Here is a 25,091-nt window from a genome sequence, read left to right as displayed (position 1 = left end):
ACATAGATATGTCTTTCCGGGGTTCTTCGGAAATCTCCGGAAAACGGGCGTCTCCGTAAAACCGGAAGAATAGGTCTCGCTCAGGGGGATAAGGACTCTTTGAGGCACTTCTCCAGGCGGTCGCTGTGCGAACCCATCCAGTAGAGCTTCCGGCAGACGGGGCACCACGAGAATCCCCGTCCCCGGGTCTCACGCGGGGCGTAGGGAGCCTCCCGGACCTCCCGGGCGGTTGCGGGCCGGAGGCGCGTGTTGCAGAGCGAGCAGCGGCTCATCCGGATCCCCGGCTCGATCAGGCCGAGGCCGGCGATCTGCCGGATCTGGTCCGTGACCGTCTCGGACGCTATGTAGACGGCCTGCGCACCGCCCCGCCGGGCGAGTTCGCGGTCCCGGGTCAGGAGGACCCGGTCGTCTTCTGCGGCGATCTCAAGGAGGAGCGTGTCCTCACGGGCGCTGCCGGGGGTGAGGCTGTTTGCGCTCATCGTGTCGTAGCCCATGAACCGGAGGTAGCGGGTGAGCGTGCCGAGCATCCTGTCGGTCAGGAACCTCCGGGCGTCGCGGTCAGTCGATCTGCGAGACATACTCGATCCGCCCGCCGCATTCCGTGCAGGTATGGTCGTCGAGCCCCCGCATCCGGATGGCGTAGCCCGACCGTTCTATGACGGGGCTGCCGCAGGCAGGGCAGTAGGTGTTCTCGTACGGGTGGCTTCCGACGTTGCCGAGGTATGGATAATGGACCCCCAGGTCGCGCGCACGCTCGTAGATCTTCTCAAGCGCCCTGATCTCGGTCGGTCTTGCGTCCCGCATCCTGTAGTCGGGATGGAACCGGGTGAAGTGCATCGGGGTGTCGGGGCCGAGGTTATCGAGCACCCAGCGGATGAGCGACTCCATCTCGTCCATCGAGTCGTTCTGTCCCGGTATGACCAGCGTGACCGTCTCGACGTGCAGTCCGAGCTCCTTTGCGAGCGCCGTCGCGTCGAGGATCGGCTGCAGCTTCGCTCCGCAGACCTTCCGGTAGAAGGTCTCCGAGAAAGACTTGATATCGACGCGGAAGGCGTTGAGCATCGAGGCGATCTCGCGGAGCCCTTCTTCGGTGATGTAACCGTTGGTGACGTAGACGGTCCCAAGCCCCCTCTCGCGCGCGAGCGTCCCCATCGCGAGCGGGTACTCGTGCCAGATGGTGGGCTCGTTGTAGGTCCAGGCGATGCTCGCGGAACCGCTCTCAAGCGCCCGTGCCACCCCCTCCTCGGGGGGGAGGTCGCGGAGCGATCGCATCTCCAGCGTCTGCTGGGAGATGTGCCAGTTCTGGCAGTGCTCGCAGTGGAAGTTGCACCCGATTGTCCCGAGCGAGTATGAGAGCGTCCCGGGCAGGAAGTGGAAGAGCGGCTTCTTCTCGATGGGATCGACCGCTTCGGCGATGATCTTTCCGAAGGTTGCGGCGTAGAGCGTGCCGCCGCGGTTGATGCGAACGCCGCAGACCCCCTGCCGCCCCTCCCGGATGGTGCACCGGTGGGCGCAGAGCGAGCAGTGGACGGTCTTCTCTTCAAGTTTCTGATAGAGTCGCGCCTCGTGCATATGGCCACCGCGTGAGGATGGAGGGAGCATGGTATTTATCCCTGGCGCAGGGGACCGGGCTACCGCCCGTCCCGCCCTTCGTCTTCGTCATTGTACTCGACGACCAGCGCTCCGCGATACCCGCAACGCTTGCACCGGTAGATACAGCCGATATAACCCCCGGCGATCGGATAGACCTCCGTAGAGTTGCATATCGGGCAGTGGAGCCTCTTCACAACAGGTATATGAGTGATCTTGGGGATAATAATAGGGTGGAATGAAGAAGATTGTAATATCCCTGGGCGGCTCGGTTCTGGTCCCTTCGCTCGAATCGAATAATATAAGCCGGTACGTCTCTGTTTTGAAAAAGATTGCCGAAAAATGCAGGATTTTCGTCGTGGTCGGCGGCGGCGGAGAGGCGCGCCGGTACATCCAGGTCGCCCGCGGTCTCGGTGCCGGCGAGGCGACGGCGGACGAACTCGGCATCCTGGTGACCCGGTTAAACGCGCGTCTCCTCATCGCCGGACTCGAGGATGCGGCCTATCCACGCGTTGCGGAGAACTATACGGAGGCACGGGAGTTCGCGGAGACCGGCAAGATCGTTGTGATGGGCGGCATCACCCCCGCGCAGACGACCGACGCGGTCTCGGCGGTCCTCGCGGAGAGCATCGGCGCCGATCTCCTCATCAATGCCACGTCTATCGACGGCATCTACAGCGCAGATCCGAAGAAGGACGTCGATGCGGTGAGATATGAGCACCTCACCCCGCAGGAGCTCCTCGATATCATCACCCGGAGCCGGCTGGACGCGGGTGCCAACATAGTCCTCGACATCGTGGCGGGAAAGGTCATCGAGCGGTCCGGGATCCCCCTTCTGGTGCTTGACGGCCGTGACCCGGAGAACCTCTACCGGGCGATCGTCGAAGGCGCCTGCACCGGCACCGTCGTGAGCGAGGAGTCGTTTACCCCCCTGACGGCCTGAGTATCCTCCTATCGGTAACTATTTTTGCCTCCCTCACCAATGTATGGTGGTACGGGGGCAGTAGGGTAGCCTGGTCCATCCTAGAGCGTTTGGGACGCTTTGACGGCAGTTCGAATCTGCCCTGCCCCATCAGCATGAACCGCGAGACCGCCTGCGAGGTCTATCGCCGGCTCCTTGAGCACTACCCCGTCGTCGGGGAGAGACGCCATTTTATCGATTTTGCAAACCCCTACGAGGCGCTGATCCAGACCATCCTCTCCGCGCAGACGACCGACCGCGCCGTCAACGCCGTCCACGACGCGCTCTTCTCCCGGTACCCGACGCCGGAGGTGCTTGCCCGCGCGGAGCCGGAGGAGGTGGAGCCGATCATCCACAGCATCGGGTTCCACCACGCGAAGGCCCGCTACATCGTCGGGACGGCGCGAAGACTCGTCGCCGAGTTCGGAGGCGAGGTCCCGCAGACGATGGAGGAGCTCCGGACGCTCCCCGGCGTCGGGAGGAAGACCGCAAACATCGTCCTCTCCCACGCGTTCGGGATCAACGTCGGGATCGCGGTCGACACCCACGTCCGCCGGGTCTCTAAACGGATAGGCTTCACGAACAGCACCAACCCCGATATCATCGAGCGCGACCTCGTGGCGCTCTTCCCCGAGGAGGCCTGGCGGGACATCAACTACCTCCTGATCCGCCACGGGCGGGCCGTCTGCACGGCGCAGAACCCAAAGCACGAGCAGTGCCTCGTCGCGGATCTCTGCCGGTATTACCGGGCATTGAACGCCGGGGAATAACTGGCCTGCCCGATGCGTCCGTAGCGAATGCGAACCCTTATCCTCTGACTCGCAGCCTTTTTCTGTGAGGAGAAGGAGAGGATGCGTCGGGAACGAGAGCAGTCCGGGGGAGGTGCATCTCCCGATCGGGTCGTGGGGATGCACCTCTTCTTCGATACGGAGACCGCCGGGCTCCCTCTGTACAGGAACGCGCCGGGAGACGACACGCGGGCCTGGCCGCGGCTGGTCCAGATCGCGTGGCTCCTCTGCGAGGAGAGCGGGAACATCGCCCGGCGGGAATGTTTCATCATCCGTCCGGAGGGGTTCACGATCCCGCCGGAAGCCGTGAGGGTCCACGGCATCACCACCAGAGCGGCGATGCGGTCGGGTGTCCCCCTCCGGGCTGTGCTCGACGCGTTCAGGCTGGATGCGATACAGAGCAGTGCCGTCGTGGCACATAATATGACGTTCGACGGAGGGGTGGTCGCCGCCGAGTGCGCGAGAAGCGGGGTAATAAACCCGCTCTCCGGCATATCTTCGATCTGCACCATGGAGGCATCCGTCAAGTTCTGCGGGATCCGGCGGCCGGGAGGGCTGAAGTGGCCGACGCTGACGGAACTGCACCGGGCGCTCTTCGGGTCGGCGTATCCCGGCGCCCACGACGCCGGCAACGATGCCGCCGCATGCGCCCGGTGTTTCTTCGAGCTGAAGCGGCGGGGTGTTCTCAGGTAGAAGGGGTTATGGTGTGCCTTTCCGGGTTTGAGAGGGGGCAGGCCGGAGAAGAGTGTTCGACGCTCCGGGGGTAGCGAAGGGCCGGCGGAATACTGTGCGGTGTGTGAGCCTGCCGGTTTGTCCCCATGTGCATGGGGAACGCAGCCGCTTGGTGAGCTCTGTTGCGAACTCGTTCGGTTCATCCCCACGTACATGGGGAACGCATCTGGTCTACAAGCGCCCTGAACTCCGGGTTCGGTTCATCCCCACGTACATGGGGAACGCCCGTTGATTTTTGCTGCTGCCATTGTTTACACCGGTTCATCCCCACGTACATGGGGAACGCCCGGCAATACCGGCGACACCAAGGGTCTCTATCGGTTCATCCCCACGTACATGGGGAACGCCGGTATCGTGCTCGGCTACAGGAGAGCGGAGACGGTTCATCCCCACGTACATGGGGAACGCGTGCCGGTCGTGCCGAGGAATTCAGACGAGTGCGGTTCATCCCCACGTACATGGGGAACGCAGCCACGAACCAACCGCGCCACACCGGCCGTACGGTTCATCCCCACGTACATGGGGAACACGCCGACGCCTCGATGACGGCGGAGATCAAAGCCGGTTCATCCCCACGTACATGGGGAACGCCCGTAGCCCTCCGGGTTGGCGATGTCCGTGTCCGGTTCATCCCCACGTACATGGGGAACGCCCGTAGCCCTCCGGGTTGGCGATGTCCGTGTCCGGTTCATCCCCACGTACATGGGGAACGCACTTCCGCGCGGTCCTCGGCGAGCCTGCGATACGGTTCATCCCCACGTACATGGGGAACGCACGCGCCACATGCCGTTGATTTTTGCTGCCGCCGGTTCATCCCCACGTACATGGGGAACGCATTCAAAAACGCGATAGCGGACGAATAAGCGCCGGTTCATCCCCACGTACATGGGGAACGCGGCGGCTTGCCGCCCCAGCCGCCCGTATGCTCCGGTTCATCCCCACGTACATGGGGAACGCATGACGAGGTGGGAGCCGAGCCCGATAGCGCCCGGTTCATCCCCACGTACATGGGGAACGCGTCACTATTGCGGCGATTGGCTATTTCATCGTCGGTTCATCCCCACGTACATGGGGAACGCACGGTCTCCTGCCCGCTCCTCGTCACCGGTCCCGGTTCATCCCCACGTACATGGGGAACGCGATTCTCGCAGAGGACGAAAAACTCGTCATCGCGGTTCATCCCCACGTACATGGGGAACGCGAAAAATGATTTTCTCCCCGTAAAGCCTCGCGCGGTTCATCCCCACGTACATGGGGAACGCTATCTCTGCAGGATCGCGTGAGCCAGAAGATCCGGTTCATCCCCACGTACATGGGGAACGCGGATCCGGGAGGGGCGGCGATGACCCTCAAGACGGTTCATCCCCACGTACATGGGGAACGCATTACCTGCAAGTATATTCACGCAGCGCCGTCCGGTTCATCCCCACGTACATGGGGAACGCGACAAGCCGCTTGCCGGTCCAGTCGATACTCTCGGTTCATCCCCACGTACATGGGGAACGCGATGAGGCGAGCCGGTGGAACGCCGTCGGGGCCGGTTCATCCCCACGTACATGGGGAACGCCTGGTAATTGTCGTGCAACCCATCATTAACACCGGTTCATCCCCACGTACATGGGGAACGCGTGCTGCACCCTCACATGCCGCTGGCTCTCCTCGGTTCATCCCCACGTACATGGGGAACGCATCTCCGGAGGCGGGAATTGTTTGGACTCCCTCGGTTCATCCCCACGTACATGGGGAACGCGAGCACCATCAGTATCCCCTCCGCCCGTCAATCGGTTCATCCCCACGTACATGGGGAACGCCGCAACATCCGCTGAAGTAGCGCGTCGACACTCGGTTCATCCCCACGTACATGGGGAACGCTCTCTCCCGTCACCGGCGGGGCCTACGACTGGCGGTTCATCCCCACGTACATGGGGAACGCCCCTGGTTCGCCCCGTTGACGCGGGCGACGATCGGTTCATCCCCACGTACATGGGGAACGCTCTATGACCTGTTCCCGGGAGCAGCCGTTTGCCGGTTCATCCCCACGTACATGGGGAACGCGGATTTCCCATCGGGTGGACCGACTGCGATGTCGGTTCATCCCCACGTACATGGGGAACGCATACCACACATGCCACACATGGCATTTTAACCCGGTTCATCCCCACGTACATGGGGAACGCATGCTCGATGAGGTCGGGCGCGTCGACGCCTGCGGTTCATCCCCACGTACATGGGGAACGCTTCTCCTCCATACCCTCCGTGAGTGAGGCCAACGGTTCATCCCCACGTACATGGGGAACGCCGGGTCACGAACCTCGGCACCGGGGCAGGGAACGGTTCATCCCCACGTACATGGGGAACGCGACGGACGCACCGACCCGAACACGATGATGACCGGTTCATCCCCACGTACATGGGGAACGCTATCCCGCCGAGCCCCACCCGGCGTCGATGATCGGTTCATCCCCACGTACATGGGGAACGCGTTACCGACCGGGGTCCGGGCGAGGATACGCTCGGTTCATCCCCACGTACATGGGGAACGCTCCAGCGTCGCGGCGTTGCGCTCGATCCACCCCGGTTCATCCCCACGTACATGGGGAACGCAGGGGCGCGAGGCTCGCGAAGGCGTTGGCGCGCGGTTCATCCCCACGTACATGGGGAACGCTACGAGACCAGCGAGCCAGCGGTCACGTTCACCGGTTCATCCCCACGTACATGGGGAACGCTTAGTACCCTTGGCAGTCTCCCCTTCCTGTTGCGGTTCATCCCCACGTACATGGGGAACGCTCATCCCTTTTTATTCCAGAACAGTGGAAGGTTACTTCCACCTAACCGGGCACAGGATACAAAGAGCGCCGTGAGGGATCAGGGAACCGCCTATAACCATCATCTGCCTCACTCCGGAGCATCGAACGAACCACATCCGATACCATCCTCTTCACCCTCATCGGTAATAACACCGGTGGAACCACCCCCTGTAGCGGGAAGGAACGAAACCAGCTTCACGCCGTCCAGTTCCAGCGGGACGCGGCGGTTCTTACCTATCGTCGTGAAGTCGTACCCCTGCTCGGTATTGGTGCTCCAGGCCATCACGGCGCTGCCGTCCTCGATCCCGGCGACGACCTGCTGCCAGATCATCTCCCTGACCTTCACCGAAAGGTCCCCGACGTACACGCCGGCGTGAACCTCCAGGAGCCAGACCGCCAGCCTGCCCCGGAGCCGGGGCGGGGCGGCCTCAACCACGATGACCAGCATCGCTCAACCCCCGTTCTTCCGGGATCGCCGGCTTCAATGCGTCGTCAGGCGGTTCCGGAATGGGGATTCCGCCCGCCTTCAGCACTTCCTCGATGGTGGGAATGATCCGCCGGAGGAGCCTCGTCTCGCGGAAACTGTCCCGGCACGCCAGCCGCACGGCCCGCTCCGGATCGAACGGGTTCGCCGCGGCGACCCGGAACGCCACCGGCACAACCGTATCGAACTTGAAGAGATCGGCAACGTCGTAGACGAACGAGAGCGGCTTTCCCGAATGAACGAACCCGATTGCGGGCGCGTAGCCCGCAGCAAGCACCGCCGCCTCGCAGATCCCGTAAAGGCAGGCCGTCGCGGAGCTCAGGCAGCGGTTCGGAAGGTCGCCGCTCCCCCAGCTCGAGGAGTCGTAATTCCTCCCCTTCCACTCAAAGCCGTACTTCCTCGCGAGCTGCACGTAGAGCTCCCGTACCCGGGCGCCTTCCATCCCCCGTAACTGCATCACCGAGTAGTGGGACGGGACGGGGCCCTGAAACCGGATCTCGTACATCTTCCGTACCACCTTCAGCCGTGCCTCCTCGTCGAGCGCGAGCTTTGCCTGGTACAGCAGGCGGTCCGATCGCGCGCCTCCGGGCTGCCCTGCAGCGTAGAGACGCACCCCCGCCTCCCCGACCCAGGCCAGCAGGCAACCGACCCTGGCGGCGAGCACCACCGCCGCGTGCGAAACCCGGGTTCCCGGCTCGAGCATCAGGCAGGCGACGCTCCCTACCGGGATCTGGGTGCGGACCCCGTTCTTATCCACCAGCACGAAGGCTCCGTCGAGCACGTCCAGTTCGCCCTTCTCAAGAAACAGAAGGGAGATCCTCTCCTTGATGGCAATCGGCTTGAGCGGGGGGAGCATATCTCCTCCCCTACCGCACTGCCGGCCGCACCATCATCATCCCGCAGCCAAACCCTTTCGCAGGCCCTATCCCGTTGTACAGGGCTGCCTTGAACCTCTCCGGGTCGGCAACCGTGAGGATGCCCGTATAATCGAGTGTGCTGATGCTGATCTCGTGGCGTCCCTTGCGCTTCCGGAACCGCCGCTGGATATAGCCGTCCGCACGGACATCTCCTTCCGCTACCGAAAAGCCGTTCGCCTCGCCCTTCATCGCAAGCCACGCAAACCCTGCCTGCTGGACAATCTCCGGCTCCGGCGGCCACTCCTCGCGAGGCCTGCCCTGCTGCTTCAACCGGGTCTTCGCCTCCATCACCACATCGTGGCGGTGGTGCTTCCCCTTCTCGTCGCACTTCGTCCGGACAGGATTCGCACGGAGTACGAACGCAAGCTGCTGCCCTGTCCGAAGGGCCGGATCGTAGAGTTTCGTCTCGATCGTCCACATTCCGCCCCGGTTCACCGGTTCACGCTCGCAGACGGAGTAGATCGTGGGCATCCCTTCGTTCTCCTCAACCCGGTAGAGAAAGTCCCGCTCCCGGTCGGGGCCGTCGGTGAAGAGGTCCCAGACCATATGATGCGCCTGGTACTCACTTCCCACCATCTGCCAGAACTCACGGTTCCCGGCTGCACCCGGCCGGAGCCGCATCCTGCTCAGGAACATGGCGACCTGCTCCGTAAAACACCATAATGCTCGGCCCTGCTCCCGAACTGCCACCGTTTCCGGCTCAACGGATTGTCGTACCGCAGGGTCGTGTGGATCGCCGGGATACCGACATCCTGATCCCCTTCCCAGAAGACCCGCAGATCCCCGTCGCAAAGCAGACCCCGGAGCAGATCGCTGTCGGGGAACCGCACCGACGAGAGCACGGCCGCAAGGTTCTCGCCGGCAGCGACCTGTGCATGTACCGGGAGAGCAGGCGGGCAGGACTTCCTGCCGAGATACAGGACAAACACGGGACTATTCAGGGCTGCCGCCAGATCCTTCAACGAGTACGGGGCCGAATCGGACCCCTGCCAGATACAGACCGTCGATACGGCATCACACTGATAATCACGGGTGGAAAGCACTGTCGAGAGCTCCTCGCGGGGCATCGCCAGTTCCTCTCTCCGGGTGGCAAACGAGTGCTTCTTTCGCCCTCTCCCTGCAGGAGGAACCTGAGACGTATGATAGTCCCGCAACAGCACTCCGGGTGCATCCACCCGGATCGCTATCCGGTAAGCGTTCGAGAGCGCGGAAAGCCGCTCCTCCTCGTCACGGCGTATCCCGAGCGCCGCGGCAAGCAGCCCGAGGACTGCGGACCGGGATGGGTGGTCCGCGGTCGGACGGAACTCCCCGAACGCGATATCTCCCCACGATGCCATCATGCCATACAGGCGAAAGACGAGGAACTCAGGCATGGTGACCAGCCACAAAATCCAGGACCTCTTGCAGCGCCCCTTCTCCGGCATGCGCGTTCATATCGCACCAGCTGTCGCTGCAGTTCCCGTACACCGCATCCATCTTGTTCCGGGTGTCCTTCAACGCGTTGATTGCACTGCCAAGCAGGTCAGCGTCCTGCAACGGCTTTAAGTATGCAACCGAGAGCGAGCGGGGCTGCTGGCATCCCTTCTCCGCAAGCAGGTACGATGCATACGCCCGGGATGCAAAACTGTTCTGTTTGCCGGTCGGTGCAACCTTTGCCGCCGCTTCGACGAGGGCACGGAGAGCAGCTCCCGTAAGGGCTTCGTCGCCACCCAGGTTCTCACGCAGCAGATCGCGGTTGACACAGACGTAGAGGTAAAAGAGTCCGGATGCGAACTCCGTCTCACCGAGGTGCCCGGCGCCCATACCCTCATCGCCCCGGTTGAGATCATCGACCGCCGTGAAGTAGTCATCCTCGACTGCGACCGGGTGTACGGTGACCGCATGAGAGACCTGCACCGCTGCCTCCGTGTTGTAGATCGGGGATGCCGCCAGCATCCGGCCAAACATGGCGATATCTGCCGCGGTGTGCCGCTTCATTAGAAGTTTTCTGTCGTCTTCGTCAGGATCCTTTCCGCTGGCTGCCAGTTTTAAGATCAGCGCGTCAATAGCGGCGATCTCCTCGGGACTGAAATGAGCAAGCTGTTCGATCTCAAGGGCATTCTCGCCCGATTTCAGCTTTCCAAATATACCGGCGATCTCGGATGCCCACTTCCGGCCCTTCTCCTCGGTGACAGGCTGGAATGTTGCAGGTGCATCGTTCGCCCCCCGGAGGATCTCTGCAAGGCTGACGCCCGATGTCAGGGACCGATAAACCAGTGTCCCCATCTCCTTTGTCCTGACGCCGAGGTGCCCTGCAAGCGTACTGGCAAAGATATCCGACGTCCTCCAGGCCCGCTTCAGGCTCTGCGATGAGACTCGCAGGCGCTGGGCGCCGCCCATGACGGCAGTCTTTGGCCTGCCGAGATCGTCACGGTTCAGGTTTGACGGCGGGTACGATACAAGCACGTGTAATTGAACAAATTCGCTCATGTTAACTCCTCCAATCGATAGTTAGGCTTCATTCGGGGCTTTGTCATAGTAGTCAAACGCCCAGTTGTTCTTCGTCCTCTCATTCCACCAGTAGATCCCATCCGCGAGGCTCGCAATGTTCAGCGAGCCATCGAGAAGCCGGATGGTCCGGACTACCGCACCATACAGGTCGTCGTGGTCTTCGATCTTGAGCAGCCGCCTGAAGCGCAGCCCGCTCACCCGGGCACGGTCACTGCCGTTCTTCGATGTCGCCATCTGCTGGGCGAACCGGAGCGCGTAGTCGTTCTCCTTCACATGCGAAAGGATCCCGGCCACCACTGCAAGTTTTTCAGCATCTACGGGGGCAATCGCAGAGAGATTCCGGCGCAACCGGTGGAACGCCGGGACAAATGCCACCTCCTGGCTGCTCCTGCAACGCCTGAGCGCCGCCCGATCCCCACGGGCGTGATCCAGACTCGCCCACCATTCGATCAGAACCGACCTGGCGTCCGGGTTGTTCATAAACGAGATATATTGCGTCTGTTTCATGGGTGTTCACCTTGACTTACGGAGCGCTTTCGGGTTCTCCCGGGCTTTGCATCGCCGTCTTCAGGGTCTTTGGGGAGATCGAGCGCATCACGGATCTTCTTGTTCCTCTGCGAGGTGTAGTTCCTGAGCATGCGCCGGGACAGGGCAATCCTTCGCGGATTCGCGACACCGATAAGGTCGGCCTGCGAGTAGACATCGAAGAGTGCCTCGGCCTCACGAGAGAGGCTCGAAAGCCACTGTAGTTTCAGGGAGGTTGTATCCTCACCTCTCTCCATTGCCTCCCGTAATGCCTCCAGCACGGCGTAAAACTCGCTCTCCGTCTCCTGCCAGAACCGGGAATCGACCTCGGGGATGTTCCCGCCCGCATCTTTGCGGTCTCCAAAGAGTGCTTTCCGGATACAACTGCGGGTGCTGCCAGCGACGAGATCAGCAGTCTTGATCAGGGCCGTCACAACACTTTCGTATCGTTCACGGACCGCCTCGTCGACATGGATCAGCGGCATCGTGCTCTCGTTCCAGCAGACCACCTTCATGTTGTCCGTCTTGAACCCAAACGCCCAGAGCGGCGCCGAGCCGCCCAGATGATCGGTCAGAAAGCGTTGCCTTTCGTTCCGGAAGACCTGGACCCCCAGCGCAGGCTGCGTACGGCTCTCAGGATCATTCTGCACAAGCCCGAGCCAGTTTCTGTACGATATTCCGTCTGCCTGCCCATGCTTCGGTAGAGGTTCTTCGGCGTTCTTTGGCTGGTAATACGGCGTAAGCGGGTGTTTCCAGCCCCCCTTGTAGTTCACTCCGCTATCCTTTGTGGAGTATTGTGAGACAAGGTGGTCCGATCCGCAACCGCAGATATCGCAGTTCCCTGACTCCGGACGATCAAAGTCGATCCGGATTCTGCGGGGCATGGAGAAGAAGACCTGCGCCGGATGCACATCGATCGGAGATGTTGTCTCGTTCCGGGAGCTGGTGCGGGTCGGCCCCATCCAGGGGAACCGGTCGGGGTCGGCAGTTCTGGCGACATTACCGAGAATCTCGAACTGATCCCGGGAAAGAACATTCAGCCAGACGGTCTCCCACAGGGTTGTGCCTGTGACCAGCGTGGTCAGCGGCCCTCCGCCCCGGAGCGATGTTCGGTGCCCCCGGCCGCCGGACGGAGCATTTGTCTGGAGCGTAAAGAGAGCCATTGCACAGCAGTCCCGGCAGATCCGGTTGACTGTCCCGCGCTTCAGGAAATGATCGGTATTCAACTTCAGCGTCTGCTCTCCGGGCATCTCCATCAACAGTCGGTCTATGGAGCTCTCTACACCCTCGTTGAGATCATAGTCCTGCATAAACCGCGGGCCATCACCGTCAAAATTGAAAGCGTGGGAGTACGGCGTAAACGCTTCTTTTAACTCACCCGGAGGTGGCGGCGTCTTGAACCGCCGTCTCCAGTCCCGGTTGTCACCAGGGGGAATTGCCATCTGCGTAAGGCCGATAAGGAGCTGGATAAGCGCCCCGTTGAAGTCCGGCCGGGGCGCATCCAGCCGGATCACGGGCTCGGTCCCTCCGGTAATCTCCCAGGGGGCGACCCTCTCCCGTGTACCGTCCCTTCGCACGACGGGTATCCATGGATCATCGATGAGATTGACCATGTCTGTTCACCTGCATTGCCTGACCACTCTGCACCAATCAACCGGGAGGTACTCTCACGTATGACAGGATTGGAACGGTACGACAACGCTCACGGGAATACTTATTATAAGATATCTTATACCTTCCGATCGGGTCGCTCTGAAAGGCCCTTAAGGCTCTCTGGAAGGATATGGGGGCTAAATCAAAAATAAGAGATATCTGAGGGGTTATTATCATCGCCCATCCCGAATTTGCAGGCCGATCTTTGAATCGTAGGTGACGATCACCTCTTTGTCCTTCCGATTCCGTGCGCGCCCCTCCCATGTCCCGCCTGCAACATGGGTCAGGGGAATGAGGATGCTTCCCTCCCCCCTGCCGGGCAGGAGCGGCTTTACACGCGCGATCTCACGCTCTTCATCCACCGAATAGTGGATGGGGCCTGCTATCAGAGACTCCCTCACCGAGACCAGACTCCCTTCCCAGGTGGCTCCCTCTGCACCATTCCACGGCCGAAGTCCGGCCCGGTCGCCACAGGCCAGCACGACGGTGACACTCGCCTCCCCAAGTCGGGTAGGCGTCCGGCTGTCATCCTCCCACTGGCCGTGCAGGTCCGCATACCCTGTCTGTGGCCGCAGTGCGTTGATCTGTGCCAGCGCCGCATGTCCCCGGTCTTTTCCATCTGCCTGTACCTCCCAGACTTTGAGGGCTTCAGGAACGGATGCCTGCACCGCGTCTCCAAAGACACCTTCGATCAGCGACCGGGCGTCATCAGGCATCACAATCAGTTTCCGGGCGGCAAGCAGACGGGCGGTGAGCCAGAGTTGCCCGTGTTTCTCGTATACCCTCCCTGCTCGGGGGAACACGCTCGTAAACCAGTCTCTTTCCGGATTCTCAACTGGAGGGGGAGAGAGGACGAGCAGGGCGGGCGTTTCAGGAGTTCCGCTTCTCCTCTCCCTGTGCCGGTGGAGTCTCCCGGCCCGCTGGATGATCAGGTCGATGGGCGCAAGATCCGTAGCCATCGCATCGAAGTCAATATCCAGCGACTGTTCAACGACCTGTGTTGCTACCAGAATCTTCCCTCTGCGGCTGGCATCTGTGCTCTGCTTCCCGAACCATGCCAGCACATCATCCTCAATCCTCTGGCGATCGCCAGTAGTGAATCGGGCATGAAAGAGCTTGACGTGCTCGTCTCCCCAGCGTGCGGCGAGGCGCTCGTACGTCTCGACCGCATCGATAACGGTATTCCGTATCCAGCAGGCGCAATGCCCATCCCGAAGAGCACGCTCAAGATAGGCCTCTACATCAGTCTCACTATCGGTGAGTTCAACCACAACGGTCTTCTGGGAAAGAGTATTCGCCTGTACCTGTCTTTCGTCTACGCCCTGTGAGGATGTCATTGTCATCAGGGGAAAGGCGGCCTCCTGTGTCGGCGTTGCCGGCATCTGAAGACCTGAGCGGTAAGCGGCGACGAATCGCTCCCGGAGTCTGATCGGAAGCGTCGCCGAGAGCAGGATAGCACTGCCGCCAAAAGCGGCGTGGAACTGCAATAGCCGTTCAAGGAGGGTGTTCATATACTCGTCGTAGGCATGCACCTCATCCACAACCAGTACATGCCGGGCGAGACCGAGCAGGCGGAGCGACTGGTGGTGGAGCGGCATCACGGCCATGAGTGCCTGATCTATAGTGCCGACGCCGATATCAGCGAGGAGAGATTTCTTGCGGTTGTCTGAAAGCCAGGCAGCACATTCGACCGATCCCGCTTCTTCCCCGGGAGGGGAGGCAACCTTGTCGGTTTGCGGGCCGATAGACTGGCGCCAGAGGTTGGAGAGGTTCCTTGCACTGTGGGAGAGGAGTAGCGAGGGATGTTCCCCATCAACGAAAAATTGCCGGTACTTCTCCGTGAATCGCCTGTACATGCCATTCGCGGTAGCCATCGTCGGCAACGCCATGAAGACGCCTTCGGCAGATCCGCGCTCCATGAGGCGATGTGTCAGTGCAAGTGCGGCCTCGGTCTTTCCGCTCCCGGTGACATCCTCAATGATAAAGAGGCAGGGCCCCTCTGCCAGTTCACAGTCCGCGGCGGCTTCCTGCAGAGGTGTAGGAACTGCACCTTCCGGAAGGAAAGATGCTATCCCCAGAAAGGGAGCCACGAGGGATGGCAGGACGCCCGCCCTGGCAACCGCCTCTTTCGCCCGTGGTACGGCATAGTGCTGCCAGTACTCGTCAAGAGGCATCGGATCCCGGCGATACTCGAATATATTGGAGTCCGATCCTATCCAGTCGCTTAAAACAGCCAACCCGGCGATCAGCCAGGATATTCGGGTGAAAGCCTCGTGCAACTCGGTTGAATACCGGATCGGCTCTTCTGGAGTCTCTGAAAGAAACAGATCGGAGCAGGCCCGTGCGAACCCGCATGCTGCCTCCCGGTCTGCCGGGCTGAAGAGGTCAGAGAGTGTGCCGCTGTCAGTGACGGGCTTCCCGTGATGCCCAGTCACCGCCCGTATCCAGGGAAGGAAGAGATCCTCCAGATCGAATGGATCCTCATCGCGATCTGCCCTAAGCCGATGTTCATCCAGCATCTGTGGCCAGATCTCCCGCATGAAGACGAGCATGCCCATCGTGCTATGGTGATGACTGTATGGCATATGACAGGCGCTACCCTGAAGACCGGACTGGAGTGCAGTGTTGAGGCCCTGGAACCGTTCGGAGAATTTCCCGACGTCGTGAACGGCAAGGAAGAATAGAATGAGCGAACAGACATACTCATCACGGAGAGGAACCGCCCCGACGGTCTTCTGGAATACCTGGTCATCTCTCCTGAGCAGTTCATTACCGACCGCTGCGACATCCAGGCAGTGATAGGGGAGCAGGTGCCATACAAGGCCATCGTTTGTGGCATACTTGCCCCAGTAGCGGTGGATATCTTCGGTTCTGGAAGAAGCCATAGCAATAAGTTTTCAAGTCAGGGCCGGCGAGGATAAATCTGCCGGTTTGAAGAAACGTCCGCAGAGCCCCTTTTCACCCATAGAAGCCGACCTGGAAGGGATACCCGGATTGTACCGGTCAGGAGGAGGATGAATCTCCCCTGCCAGCGCAGATCATCCCCACATGATGGGGAACTTGAAAGATCGAAGACGACTTTGTTGTATGATATCGGTTTATCCCCATATGATGGGGAACATTGCTAATATTCATCGTCCGGGTATATAATTGACTTAACTCTTCCGTCGGCACGTCAAGGCATCGGGTGGGTGCGACCATTCTGGAGATAAAGAATCTCGAATGGCTGAAGTCCTTAACGGACCCTTTGCTGCCGTCAGGGCGGTTCGCGTTGGACCTGCCATAGCGGGCCGGGATCGCTCCCGGCCGCCGTCCCGTTCCCGCTCAGAAGACCCCGCTCACCAGAGACCGGGCGAGAATGACACACGCGCCGGCAACAATCGCCGCCGCCGGGATCGTCAGGAACCAGGCGATGAGGATCTCGCGGACCACGCCCCACTTGACCGCCGAGTAGCCACGCGTTGCGCCGACGCCCATGATCGAGCCGGTCGTCGCATGGGTCGTCGAGACGGGGACGCCGAAGACGTTCATCAGCGACAGGACGCTCCCTGCAGATGTCGACGCGGCGAAGCCCTGGTAGGGCCGGATCCTCGTGATCTTGTTCGCCATCTTGTCGATGACCCGCCAGCCTCCGAGGAGGGTGCCGGTGGAGATGGCAAGCGAAGACGCGAGGATCACCCAGAGCGGGACGGCGAACTCGGAGATCAGCCCGCCGGCAAGGAGCATGGCGGTGATGATCCCCATCGCGTTCTGGGCGTCGTTGCCGCCGTGACCGATCGCCTGGAGCGACCCCGAGAAGACCTGGAGGTTCCGGAAGGTGCCCGTCAGGCGCCGCGGGGCATAGTTGCGGAAGGTACGGACGACGGCGGTACCGAAGACGAATGCGACGATGAATCCGAGCGTAGGGGAGACAAAGATAAAGAGGACGACCGCGAGGATGCCGCTGATCTTCAGGAACCCGGTCGCGATGGCGAGCGGGATGGCCGCCGTCAGTCCGATGAGCCCGCCGACAAGGAGGTTCCACGGCTTGAACTCACCCTTCCGGTATGCGAACGCCCCCGTGACGATCGCACCGAGGACGATGCCGACAAGCCCGAACGTCAGGGTCTGCGCGACCATGGTCGAGGAGGGCCAGAGGACCGCTCCGGCTCCCGCGCCCGCGATGCCGGCGCCAAGAAGCCCCCCGATCAGGGCGTGGCTGCTCGATACCGGGATCCCGAGGAGAGAGGTCGCAAGGACCCATATTACCGCCCCGAGCAGGGCCATGAGGATCAGCGCCGGCGTAAGGAACGACGGATCGACGATCCCCTTCCCGATCGTCGCTGCGATCGCCGTGGTGAAGAGGAGAGGACCGAGGAGGTTGAAGACCCCCGCGAGGAGGACCGCCTGCAGGGGGGTCAGGGCCTTGGTCGCGACGATGGTGGCGATCGCGTTTGCGGCGTCGTTCAAACCGTTTGAAAAATTGAAGAGGAGGGCGAGGGAAATACCGAGGATGATGATCGGGTCCATAGCGGTCAGGAGTGTCTGATGGCTATGTCACTCAGGACATTCGCAACGTCTTCGCACTTATCGGTCGCCATCTCGAGGTTCTCATAGATGTCCTTGAGTTTGATGATGGTGATCGCATCCCCCGTCTTGAAGAGGTCCCTGATAGCGTGACCGAGGACGTTGTCCGCGACGTTCTCCAGGCGGTTCACCTCGATACACCGCTCCTCGATCAGGCTCGGATGCTTGATTGTCCGGATGCCGGTGACGGCCTTCTCGATCTCGACGACGCTGAGCTGGATCAGTTTTGCCAGCTGGATCATCGAGTCATCGGTCTCGGTGATGCCGTAGCTGTACATCTGCTGCGCGGTGCCGTCGATGTAGTCGAGGATGTCGTCCAGTGCCGACGCAAGGCGAGAGATCTCTTCGGGCTCGAGCGGTGTGATGAACGTCCGGTTCAGCTGCTCGTAGATCTGGTGCGTGATCTCGTCTCCCTGGTGCTCGATCTCCTTCATCCGGTGACACTGCTCTTTCACGTTCTCAAAGTTCTCAACGAACTCCACGAGCAGATCGGCGGCTGAAACGACAGTCGCGGCCATACGGTCGAAGAGATCAAAAAAAATCTTATCCTGAGGGACTACCCACTCTTTAATGCCCACAATGATCGCTATAAGTCTTTCAATTCAGGGGATATATAGCGATCGATCAGCAGGTCTTCCGGAGAGCAGAATTCAGTGAAACTGAGTGGAAAAAAAGAGGCGATTGCCCTGCCGGGCGCATCGGCCCATTCCCGGAGGGGTTCAGACCCACCGCCCTGTCGCCCTGCAGATACGGCCCCGAACCACCGCCGTACCTGCCTATCGTGGACTCCGAAGCGGACCGCTCTTCTCACCCGGAGACCTTCACCAGGTTGTTGCGGATGAAGTCGAGGTCTGCCTCCTTTGCCGCGATCTCGTAGAGCACCGTCCCATAGCCGGGGCAGGGCTTCGTGAACGGCAGAAGGACTCTCTGCTTCCGGATCTGGAGGCCGACGAGCATGGGGGACTTTAAGAGCATCCGGATGTCCCGGAAGACAAAACCCGGAGGGATCTCATAGTACTCCTTGCAGTGCTTGCGCACGTAGTCGTTCACCTGATCAGGGGTTACGTCCTGGAGGAGCACCTTCCCACCGAGGTTGTTCACGCAACGCGATGGCATACACACATTGTTCGCCTATAAACGAATAAATGTTGTGCCAGGTACCCGCCGGCGAGATCCGGGGCAGACTGCGGCACCCTCTGCGTGCCTCTACCGCGTAGAAGCAGGTGCGGCGCCATGGCAGCCGCAGGGTCACCGGACGGGCGCGATCGCCACCGACGGCCCGGTGCGACCCCGATATCGGCCCGGGCCGGGATCCGGACGATCTCCGGCGCCCCTGCATCACCGGTTCACTTAATGTCTGCAGCAACCAAGTATTCTTTACGTGATACGCGAACCGGCAGTGAAGAAAGTCCTCTACTGGTGCGACCAGTGCAACGTCCCTCTCATCGGGCGCACCTGCGCCTGCGGAGCGAGAGTCAGGGAGATAGCGCTCCTGCAGCCCTACGATCTCCGGCCTGCACTCGCGGCGGATATGGCCCTCATCCGGAGCCTCCTTGCCGAACGGTTCGGCGATCTTCCGCTGCAGAAGGTCGTGCTCCTGAACAAGACCGGCGGCGCCGACCGGGCCGACCTCGTGATCGCGCATGGCGACCGGTTCGGCTGGCTCACGTTCGACCCGGTCGCCCGGAAGTTCAGCCTTGATATCGCCCCCGAAGCGCTCCCGTATATACTGCCGTACGCGACGCGCGGGGTCGTCGACCTCGAGGCCGAGGCGGCCGTGAGCGCCCATAAGGGACGCATCGGCGGGAAACGATTTCCCCTGAAGAGCCCCGTGCCAGACGGGACGGTCATCGTCTCCTACAAGAACCGGTTCGGGACCGGTATCGTCAGGGACGGGCAGATCCGGGTCAAGGAGCTCGCCCCCGTCTCGCCCCGCACCCGGCCCGACCCGGACTGGGACGTGGTGATCGAGAAGAACCGCTACCACTTAAAGAACCTGGAGCGGAACGCGATACGGACCATCAAGAAGCACATCAACGACCGGCCGTGCGCGAACGTCTCGTTCTCCGGCGGGAAGGACAGCACCGCCGTCCTCCACCTCGCCCGAAAGGCGGGGATCGATAAGGCGTTCTTCATCGATACCGGGATCGAACTCCCCGAGACCGTGGAGTTCGTGGCGTCGCAGGGGGTCGAGATCATCAGGAAGGGCGGCGACTTCTTCCAGGCGGTCGAGAAGGCGGGGCCGCCGGGGAAGGACAACCGCTGGTGCTGCAAGCTCTTAAAACTCCACCCCCTGAAGATCTACCTCGCCGAGACCGGCCCCTGCGTCACCATCCAGGGGAACCGCTGGTACGAGTCCTGGAACCGTGCCGAACTCGACGAGACGAGCCAGAACCCGGCAAACCCCATGCAGCTGAACGTCTCGCCGATCCGGAGCTGGCGGGCGCTCGAGGTCTACCTCTACCTCTGGTGGCAGGAGGCCCCGATGAACCCGCTCTACGAGAAGGGCCTTGAGCGGATCGGCTGCTACCTCTGCCCGGCGGTGCTCGAGAGCGAGTACGAAGACCTCCGCCGGATGCACCCGGCCCTGACGGATCGCTGGGACGAATTCCTTATCCGGTGGGCGGAGAAGAATGGGTTGCCGGACGCCTATCACCGGTGGGGACTCTGGCGGTGGCGGGCGCTGCCCCCGAAGATGCGCGAGATCTGCAGGGACCGCGGCATCCCCGTCAACGAGGACTTCACCCTGAAGGCGGCCCCGGTAACGAAGAGAGCGGAAGTGGCAACGACGAAGGCAATAAAAACCCGTGAGCCGGCGGCACCGGCAAAGAATGAGTTTACTCCCGACGAGATCCGGAAGGACTTCCCGATCCTCGGCGATATCGTCTACCTGGACAACGCGGCGACGAGCTTCTCGCCGGAGCCGGTCGTGGAGGCGCTCGTCGAGTTCGAGCACCGCTACCGCGCCAACGTCGGCCGCGGCGTCCACCGCCTGACCCGGATCGCCACGCAGCGTTACTGGCACGCCCACGAGAAGGTGGCCCGGTTCGTCGGCGGTGAGGCCGGGATCACGGTCTTTACGAAGAACGCCACGGACGCGATCAACATGGTCGCGCAGGGCCTCTCCTGGAAGCCGGGCGACCGCGTGGCGACCACCATCCTCGAGCACCACTCAAACCTCCTGCCCTGGAGAGCGCTTGCAAAGCATGGGGTCGGACTCGACGTGATCGGGATCGATGCCGATTACGCGCTCGACCTTGCAGCGCTCGAGAAAGCGGTTGCCGGGGGCGTCCGGCTCGTTGCGGTCAGCCACGCCTCGAACGTCCTCGGTGTGACGACGCCTGTTGCGGAGATCGCCCGGATCTGCCGGGAGCACGGCACGCTCCTCCTCCTGGACGCCGCACAGTCCGCGCCGCACATGCCGCTCGACGTCTCAGACCTCGGTTGCGACTTCCTCTGCTTCTCGGGGCACAAGATCTTCGGGCCGACCGGGACCGGGGTTCTCTGGATGCGCGAGGCACTCCTCGAACCCCCGGTCCTCGGCGGGGGCATGGTCGAGAACGTAACCGCCGAAGGTTTCGTCCCGGCGGACGGCTACCAGCGCTACGAGGCCGGGACACCGAACGTCGGCGGCGGGATCGCCCTCGGCGTCGCCGTGGACTACCTCTCGGCGATCGGGATGGACCGGATCCGGCGGCACGAGGAGCGCCTGACCGCCCGGCTCATCGCGGGGCTCTCCGCGCTCGACGGGGTCACGGTCTATGCCGGCCGGAAGCCCGGGTCCCGGATCGGCGTCGTCTCGTTCACCATCGACGGCGTCCACCCCCAGGAGGCAGCACAGCTCCTCGACGAGGAGGCGGATATCCTGGTGCGGTCGGGGCACCACTGCTGCCAGCCGCTCATGGAGCACCTGAACCTCCCGAACGGGACGGTGCGGGCGAGCATGGCGGCCTTCACGACAGAGCAGGAGATCGACCTCCTCGTCGCGGCCGTCGACGAGATCAGCCGGGGCCGGTGAGGTCCCCCGGCAGCAGTTCTTTTCGATCAGAATTTTCTTGAGGCACCCCGTCAGGAGCGCTCACGCACTTATCCCGGCTATCCTCTCCGGGTGCGTATAGACCGCCATCTCCGGGGTTCCCGCGGACCCGACGATGCAGAGCCCGGTCTCCTCGCCGATCTTCACGGCGAGAGCCGTCGGGGGTCCGGTGGTGATCAGCACCGGGATCTTCGCCACCAGGCATTTGCGGACCATCTCGGAGGTGGCAGACCCGGTGCCGACGGCGAGCGTCCGGGAGAAGTCGAGACCGTCACGCAGCCCCCGGCCGATCACCCGGTCGAGGGCGTTATGCCGGTCGAGATCCTCGGAGCAGGCGACGATCCGGCCCCCGGATACAAGGGCGACCGCGTCGAGCATGCCGGGCGCGGGGAGAGCGGCCACGGCGGCCGCGATCTCCGGGACGGATACCGTGAGGTCCGAGTCGATTGAGGGCAACTTCTGCGTGTCGATGTAGGAAACGGCCCCGCCACACCCGGAGAGGATCGTCTTCTTGACGCTTCCTCTCCGGAAGGGGTTCTTTGTGAGGACGCTGATCCGGTTCTCCTCGACCCTGACCGACTCGATCTCGTCGACGCCTCTGATGAGCTCTTCCGTGTAGAGGTAGCCGGTGATAAAGTCCTGAAACCCCCCGGGGCTCAGGATCACGGTCGTCAGGTGCCTGCCGTTGACGAAGATCGCCGCCGGCGCCTCCCCGGCGGCATCCCGAACGATCTGGCCGCCGTCGATACGGGTACAGGTGATTCTCTTGAACATGCTCCTCACTCCGCAGATTGTCGGCATCGGGCTGTGCCCGATGTGGAACCTCCGTGTGTAGAGAGTGTGCGGGAGGGCATCATAATACCTGATACTATCGGGCAGCAAGCGGGCGGAGCATCGTGCAGGGAGGTTCGAGAGTCCTGCGTCCTGGAGGATCGGAACGGCCTCCGCACCCGCAGCACAAAAAAGGTAGTTAGTGGGACCTTCACTCGACAGCCGCAAGGCTGACGCTGAAGCAGTCCCAGCTGAAGAGATCCAGATCGTATTCTGCCGTATCGGAGACGATCGCCGGATACTGCCTGACGAACCTGAAGATGGCGGCCTCTTCCGGCAGGGCCGGGTCCATCGGGGCGTCGACGTCCTTCTGAATGACGAAACGCGTGGGATCGAGGTTCATGGCGTAGTAGTCCTTGAACGCAGTACGCTTCGCGTCGGGAATGACGACCCAGTCGGCAATCTCGGCGACCGTCACGTCGTTCGGCACCCAGCCGTAGCCGGGCAGATAGTACTCCGCCCAGAAGTGGGTGCCGGGCGTCTCGGCAATGAGCATCTGGTAGCCGCCGACGGCGCGGGCGGGGATGCCGAGCGACCGGCAGAGTGCAGAGAAGAGCGTGCTCTGGGTGCCGCAGTCGCCGTGGCCGGTCTCGAACATATGGGTGGACTCGGCGACCTTCGGCTCGCGGGAGTCGAGCGAGAGGTGCGGGACGTGGCTGTAGGGGTAGGTCTCGATGATGTAGCGGTAGATCATCTGCGCCCGGAGATGCGGGTTCGTCTCGTTCCCGACGATAGCGAGCGCCTTCTCGCGTATGGCGTCGGTGATCTCGATGTTCCGCTCGGATGCCGTATACAGCACGTACTCGGGGTCGCTCGTGTTGTACTCTCCGACCAATGCAGGGTCGATCTCGTCAAAGATCTGCTCGTAGGAGATAAAGTCGATATCTGCCGAGAGAACGAGGTTTCCGTTGACCGCTCCGGCCGGGATCTCGTAGTAGACGTAGCCGATAGGGCCCGTGGTGAACGGGCCGGCGACGATGAAGTCCGGGCACGAGAGGTTGGTGACGGTGATGTTTCTCTGTGAATCCGTCTCGACCGGGAGCGGGAACCAGATCTTCAGCACTCCTGACGAGGGAAGCGCCTCGTACGGGACCTCAAGCCGCTCGAAACCTGCATAATGCACCGGGTTCACGTAGGGGCCGGTCTTTCCGGACCGGTTCTCCGACCAGGCGTACCTGGCGACGTAGTCGAAGTCGAGCCCCCTCTCGTTCTGCTTCTGCATCTGATCGACGTGCGCGTAGAGGTAGTTTTCGGCGACGTCGTAGAAGTACAGCGTCTCGTTCTCCGAGACGATCTTCTGCGCACGGTTCTCCAGCCAGTCGGCTATATCCTCGTCGGCGATGCCGGGAACCTTCTCCCGCAGTGCCGCTTCCGCGGCCGGTCTGTCGAGCGGGTACTCGATGTACGTCCTGTTCGTCCGGAACATGGCATCGCGGGCTATCCGTGCCCTGTCAGAATCGCCGGCGTCGGTGTAGAGGGCGTAAGCCTCCGCAAAGCATTCTTCGGCGACCCGGTACCTGGCGTCCGCATACTCTGCCAGTCCGCGGGCATAGGCCTCATCGGCCGGAGAGGCAGCCGATGCGTCGAGCGCTCCCTGCTCCTGCGTCGTAGCGGTGCATCCGGCCGCAAAGAGGATGAGCAGGACGGATACTGTCAGGAGAGCGGTAACTGCGTTGCTATTCATAAAAGGGAAAGTGGATGATGCATATATATCTCTTTCTGTTATTCCCCGTAGTTTTCAGGATTGTTTAGCAGATTGCCCGGTTCCAGAACGGCAATCTCCCCGTCTGTGGCCGGCTGCTCACATCCGGGCTGCCATGCACATCCATGCCTTGCGTGAAATATCCCTGCGCGCCAGTTGGCCCCAATTCAAATATTTCTCGCTTTTTCCACAGGAAATCGAATATTAAGCCACGTCTACGATGATATAATAGGGAAAGATATATCCATTAAAAAAGAATCTATTGATTACAGCGGAGGTTTCCATGCAGAGCATTTTACGCAATTTCCTGATCTTTTTAGTCGTTGCCTGCTGTATCGTTCTCCCCTCGAGCGCTCAGCCGCCCGTAGGCGGGGACAACGGATGGTATGCAGTCAACTGTAACGTGGATGGAGCACAGGTCTACTTCGACAACGAGTACCAGGGCGTGATCCAGGGCGGCGTGCTGTACGTCCCGGTCTACACCACCGGAGCTCCCTACAGCACGTACCGCGTCGAGAAGGACGGATACGCCACCTACTACAGCGGCGTCAACTCCGTTCCCGGCAAGGGCGAGGTCTTCGACCTCTACGCAACTCTCAATCCGACCGAACCCGTTCCGCCGACGCTGATCGGAGGAGATGTCGGCTGGTACACCGTCCACTCCAATGTTGAAGGCGCGACGGTCATGTTCGACAACGAAGTCAAGGGTACTATCAGCCAGAGTATCCTCTCCGTGCAGGTCTACACGACCGGGACCCCCTACAGGACCTACACCCTGACAAAGGACGGTTACACGACCTATACGGGCTCCGTCGACCGGTACCCCGCCAAGGGCGAGACGATCGACCTGTACGCGACGATGAACCCCGCGCCGGCTCCCACCCAGAAGTCGCCGCTCTCCCCGGCTCTGGCCGGCGGTGCTCTGCTGATCGTGGGACTGCTGCTGGTTGCGGGAAGAAAGACCAACTAACCTCTCCCACTCTTTTTCGCGGCTGCTGTCTTCCCGGAA

21 protein-coding genes, 1 tRNA gene and 1 CRISPR repeat array are annotated in these 25,091 nt (G+C 61.7%); of the genes, 6 read left to right on the top strand and 16 right to left on the bottom strand.

All coding sequences use genetic code 11. The annotated features are described in order from the left end of the window. Positions 1–80: 80 nt before the first annotated feature. The 3 genes from F8E02_RS09610 to F8E02_RS09600 are packed head-to-tail and all read right to left on the bottom strand — an operon-like array spanning position 81 to position 1,787. On the bottom strand, positions 81–578 hold the full coding sequence (locus F8E02_RS09610) for a Mut7-C RNAse domain-containing protein (protein ID WP_317065315.1): 498 nt from the start codon (positions 576–578) through the stop codon (positions 81–83). Beyond that, the gene (gene amrS / locus F8E02_RS09605) at positions 559–1,572 is read right to left on the bottom strand and encodes an AmmeMemoRadiSam system radical SAM enzyme (RefSeq protein WP_317065314.1); all 1,014 of its coding nucleotides are present in this window, start codon (positions 1,570–1,572) and stop codon (positions 559–561) included. The genes F8E02_RS09610 and amrS overlap by 20 nt, the downstream gene beginning before the upstream one ends. Positions 1,573–1,631: 59 nt before the next feature. Then, complete coding sequence (locus F8E02_RS09600; RefSeq protein ID WP_317065313.1) at positions 1,632–1,787, bottom strand: hypothetical protein; 156 nt, start codon at positions 1,785–1,787, stop codon at positions 1,632–1,634. A 41-nt stretch (positions 1,788–1,828) separates the two neighbouring features. Here F8E02_RS09600 and pyrH point away from each other — a divergent pair, with 41 nt between their 5' ends. From pyrH to F8E02_RS09580, 4 genes are all read left to right on the top strand, one after another. After that, on the top strand, positions 1,829–2,533 hold the full coding sequence (gene pyrH, locus F8E02_RS09595) for a UMP kinase (RefSeq protein WP_317065312.1): 705 nt from the start codon (positions 1,829–1,831) through the stop codon (positions 2,531–2,533). Positions 2,534–2,587: 54 nt separating this feature from the next. Next, positions 2,588–2,662: transfer RNA gene (locus tag F8E02_RS09590), tRNA-Pro, on the top strand. A 5-nt stretch (positions 2,663–2,667) separates the two neighbouring features. After that, positions 2,668–3,321, top strand: coding sequence for an endonuclease III (gene nth / locus F8E02_RS09585; RefSeq protein ID WP_317065311.1), 654 nt, complete (start codon positions 2,668–2,670; stop codon positions 3,319–3,321). 81 nt (positions 3,322–3,402) lie between these two features. Then, positions 3,403–4,032 (top strand): 3'-5' exonuclease, encoded by a 630-nt coding sequence (locus tag F8E02_RS09580; RefSeq protein WP_317065310.1) that lies wholly within the window; start codon positions 3,403–3,405, stop codon positions 4,030–4,032. A gap of 113 nt (positions 4,033–4,145) precedes the next feature. Then, positions 4,146–6,858: direct repeats of the CRISPR family, unit length 29 nt; unit sequence CGGTTCATCCCCACGTACATGGGGAACGC. A gap of 108 nt (positions 6,859–6,966) precedes the next feature. Here F8E02_RS09580 and cas2e read toward each other — a convergent pair. The 11 genes from cas2e to F8E02_RS09525 form a co-directional block, all read right to left on the bottom strand. Beyond that, positions 6,967–7,326, bottom strand: a complete 360-nt coding sequence (cas2e, locus tag F8E02_RS09575) for a type I-E CRISPR-associated endoribonuclease Cas2e (protein ID WP_317065309.1) — start codon at positions 7,324–7,326, stop codon at positions 6,967–6,969. Continuing rightward, positions 7,307–8,218 (bottom strand): type I-E CRISPR-associated endonuclease Cas1e, encoded by a 912-nt coding sequence (gene cas1e / locus F8E02_RS09570; RefSeq protein WP_317065308.1) that lies wholly within the window; start codon positions 8,216–8,218, stop codon positions 7,307–7,309. Before cas1e ends, cas2e begins: the two co-directional genes overlap by 20 nt. A gap of 10 nt (positions 8,219–8,228) precedes the next feature. Beyond that, the gene (gene cas6e / locus F8E02_RS09565; protein ID WP_317065307.1) at positions 8,229–8,915 is read right to left on the bottom strand and encodes a type I-E CRISPR-associated protein Cas6/Cse3/CasE; all 687 of its coding nucleotides are present in this window, start codon (positions 8,913–8,915) and stop codon (positions 8,229–8,231) included. Further along, entirely contained in the window at positions 8,906–9,652 is a 747-nt protein-coding gene (gene cas5e / locus F8E02_RS09560) for a type I-E CRISPR-associated protein Cas5/CasD (RefSeq protein ID WP_317065306.1), read from the bottom strand. Before cas5e ends, cas6e begins: the two co-directional genes overlap by 10 nt. Then, positions 9,645–10,748, bottom strand: coding sequence for a type I-E CRISPR-associated protein Cas7/Cse4/CasC (gene cas7e / locus F8E02_RS09555; RefSeq protein ID WP_317065305.1), 1,104 nt, complete (start codon positions 10,746–10,748; stop codon positions 9,645–9,647). The genes cas5e and cas7e overlap by 8 nt, the downstream gene beginning before the upstream one ends. 21 nt (positions 10,749–10,769) lie before the next feature. After that, positions 10,770–11,276, bottom strand: coding sequence for a type I-E CRISPR-associated protein Cse2/CasB (casB, locus tag F8E02_RS09550; protein WP_317065304.1), 507 nt, complete (start codon positions 11,274–11,276; stop codon positions 10,770–10,772). Continuing rightward, positions 11,273–12,907 (bottom strand): type I-E CRISPR-associated protein Cse1/CasA, encoded by a 1,635-nt coding sequence (gene casA / locus F8E02_RS09545; protein ID WP_317065303.1) that lies wholly within the window; start codon positions 12,905–12,907, stop codon positions 11,273–11,275. The genes casB and casA overlap by 4 nt, the downstream gene beginning before the upstream one ends. A 213-nt stretch (positions 12,908–13,120) precedes the next feature. After that, on the bottom strand, positions 13,121–15,832 hold the full coding sequence (gene cas3 / locus F8E02_RS09540; protein ID WP_317065302.1) for a CRISPR-associated helicase Cas3': 2,712 nt from the start codon (positions 15,830–15,832) through the stop codon (positions 13,121–13,123). 439 nt (positions 15,833–16,271) lie between these two features. After that, a complete protein-coding gene (locus F8E02_RS09535; protein WP_317065301.1) occupies positions 16,272–17,456 on the bottom strand; it encodes an inorganic phosphate transporter in 1,185 nt (394 codons plus the stop codon). Positions 17,457–17,461: 5 nt separating this feature from the next. Next, complete coding sequence (locus tag F8E02_RS09530) at positions 17,462–18,091, bottom strand: DUF47 domain-containing protein (protein WP_317065300.1); 630 nt, start codon at positions 18,089–18,091, stop codon at positions 17,462–17,464. A gap of 229 nt (positions 18,092–18,320) precedes the next feature. Then, a complete protein-coding gene (locus tag F8E02_RS09525) occupies positions 18,321–18,629 on the bottom strand; it encodes a DUF1894 domain-containing protein (protein ID WP_317065299.1) in 309 nt (102 codons plus the stop codon). A 265-nt stretch (positions 18,630–18,894) separates the two neighbouring features. Here F8E02_RS09525 and F8E02_RS09520 point away from each other — a divergent pair, with 265 nt between their 5' ends. After that, positions 18,895–21,531: an aminotransferase class V-fold PLP-dependent enzyme gene (locus F8E02_RS09520; protein ID WP_317065298.1), complete on the top strand. Its 2,637-nt coding sequence runs from the start codon at positions 18,895–18,897 to the stop codon at positions 21,529–21,531. A gap of 60 nt (positions 21,532–21,591) precedes the next feature. Here the strand turns inward: F8E02_RS09520 and F8E02_RS09515 are convergent, their stop codons facing one another. Together F8E02_RS09515 and F8E02_RS09510 are read right to left on the bottom strand one after the other, a co-directional pair. Next, positions 21,592–22,323 (bottom strand): formate dehydrogenase accessory sulfurtransferase FdhD, encoded by a 732-nt coding sequence (locus tag F8E02_RS09515; RefSeq protein WP_317065297.1) that lies wholly within the window; start codon positions 22,321–22,323, stop codon positions 21,592–21,594. A gap of 208 nt (positions 22,324–22,531) precedes the next feature. Continuing rightward, a complete protein-coding gene (locus tag F8E02_RS09510; RefSeq protein ID WP_317065296.1) occupies positions 22,532–24,064 on the bottom strand; it encodes a transglutaminase-like domain-containing protein in 1,533 nt (510 codons plus the stop codon). Positions 24,065–24,365: 301 nt separating this feature from the next. On the opposite strand from F8E02_RS09510, the gene F8E02_RS09505 reads away from it, so the two are divergent. Further along, entirely contained in the window at positions 24,366–25,052 is a 687-nt protein-coding gene (locus tag F8E02_RS09505; RefSeq protein WP_317065295.1) for a peptidase associated/transthyretin-like domain-containing protein, read from the top strand. Positions 25,053–25,091: the final 39 nt, after the last annotated feature.

Origin of the sequence: Methanoculleus caldifontis (assembly GCF_032842345.1) — an archaeon.
Taxonomy (GTDB): domain Archaea; phylum Halobacteriota; class Methanomicrobia; order Methanomicrobiales; family Methanoculleaceae; genus Methanoculleus; species Methanoculleus caldifontis.
This window is presented reverse-complemented; position numbering and strand designations above follow the sequence as displayed.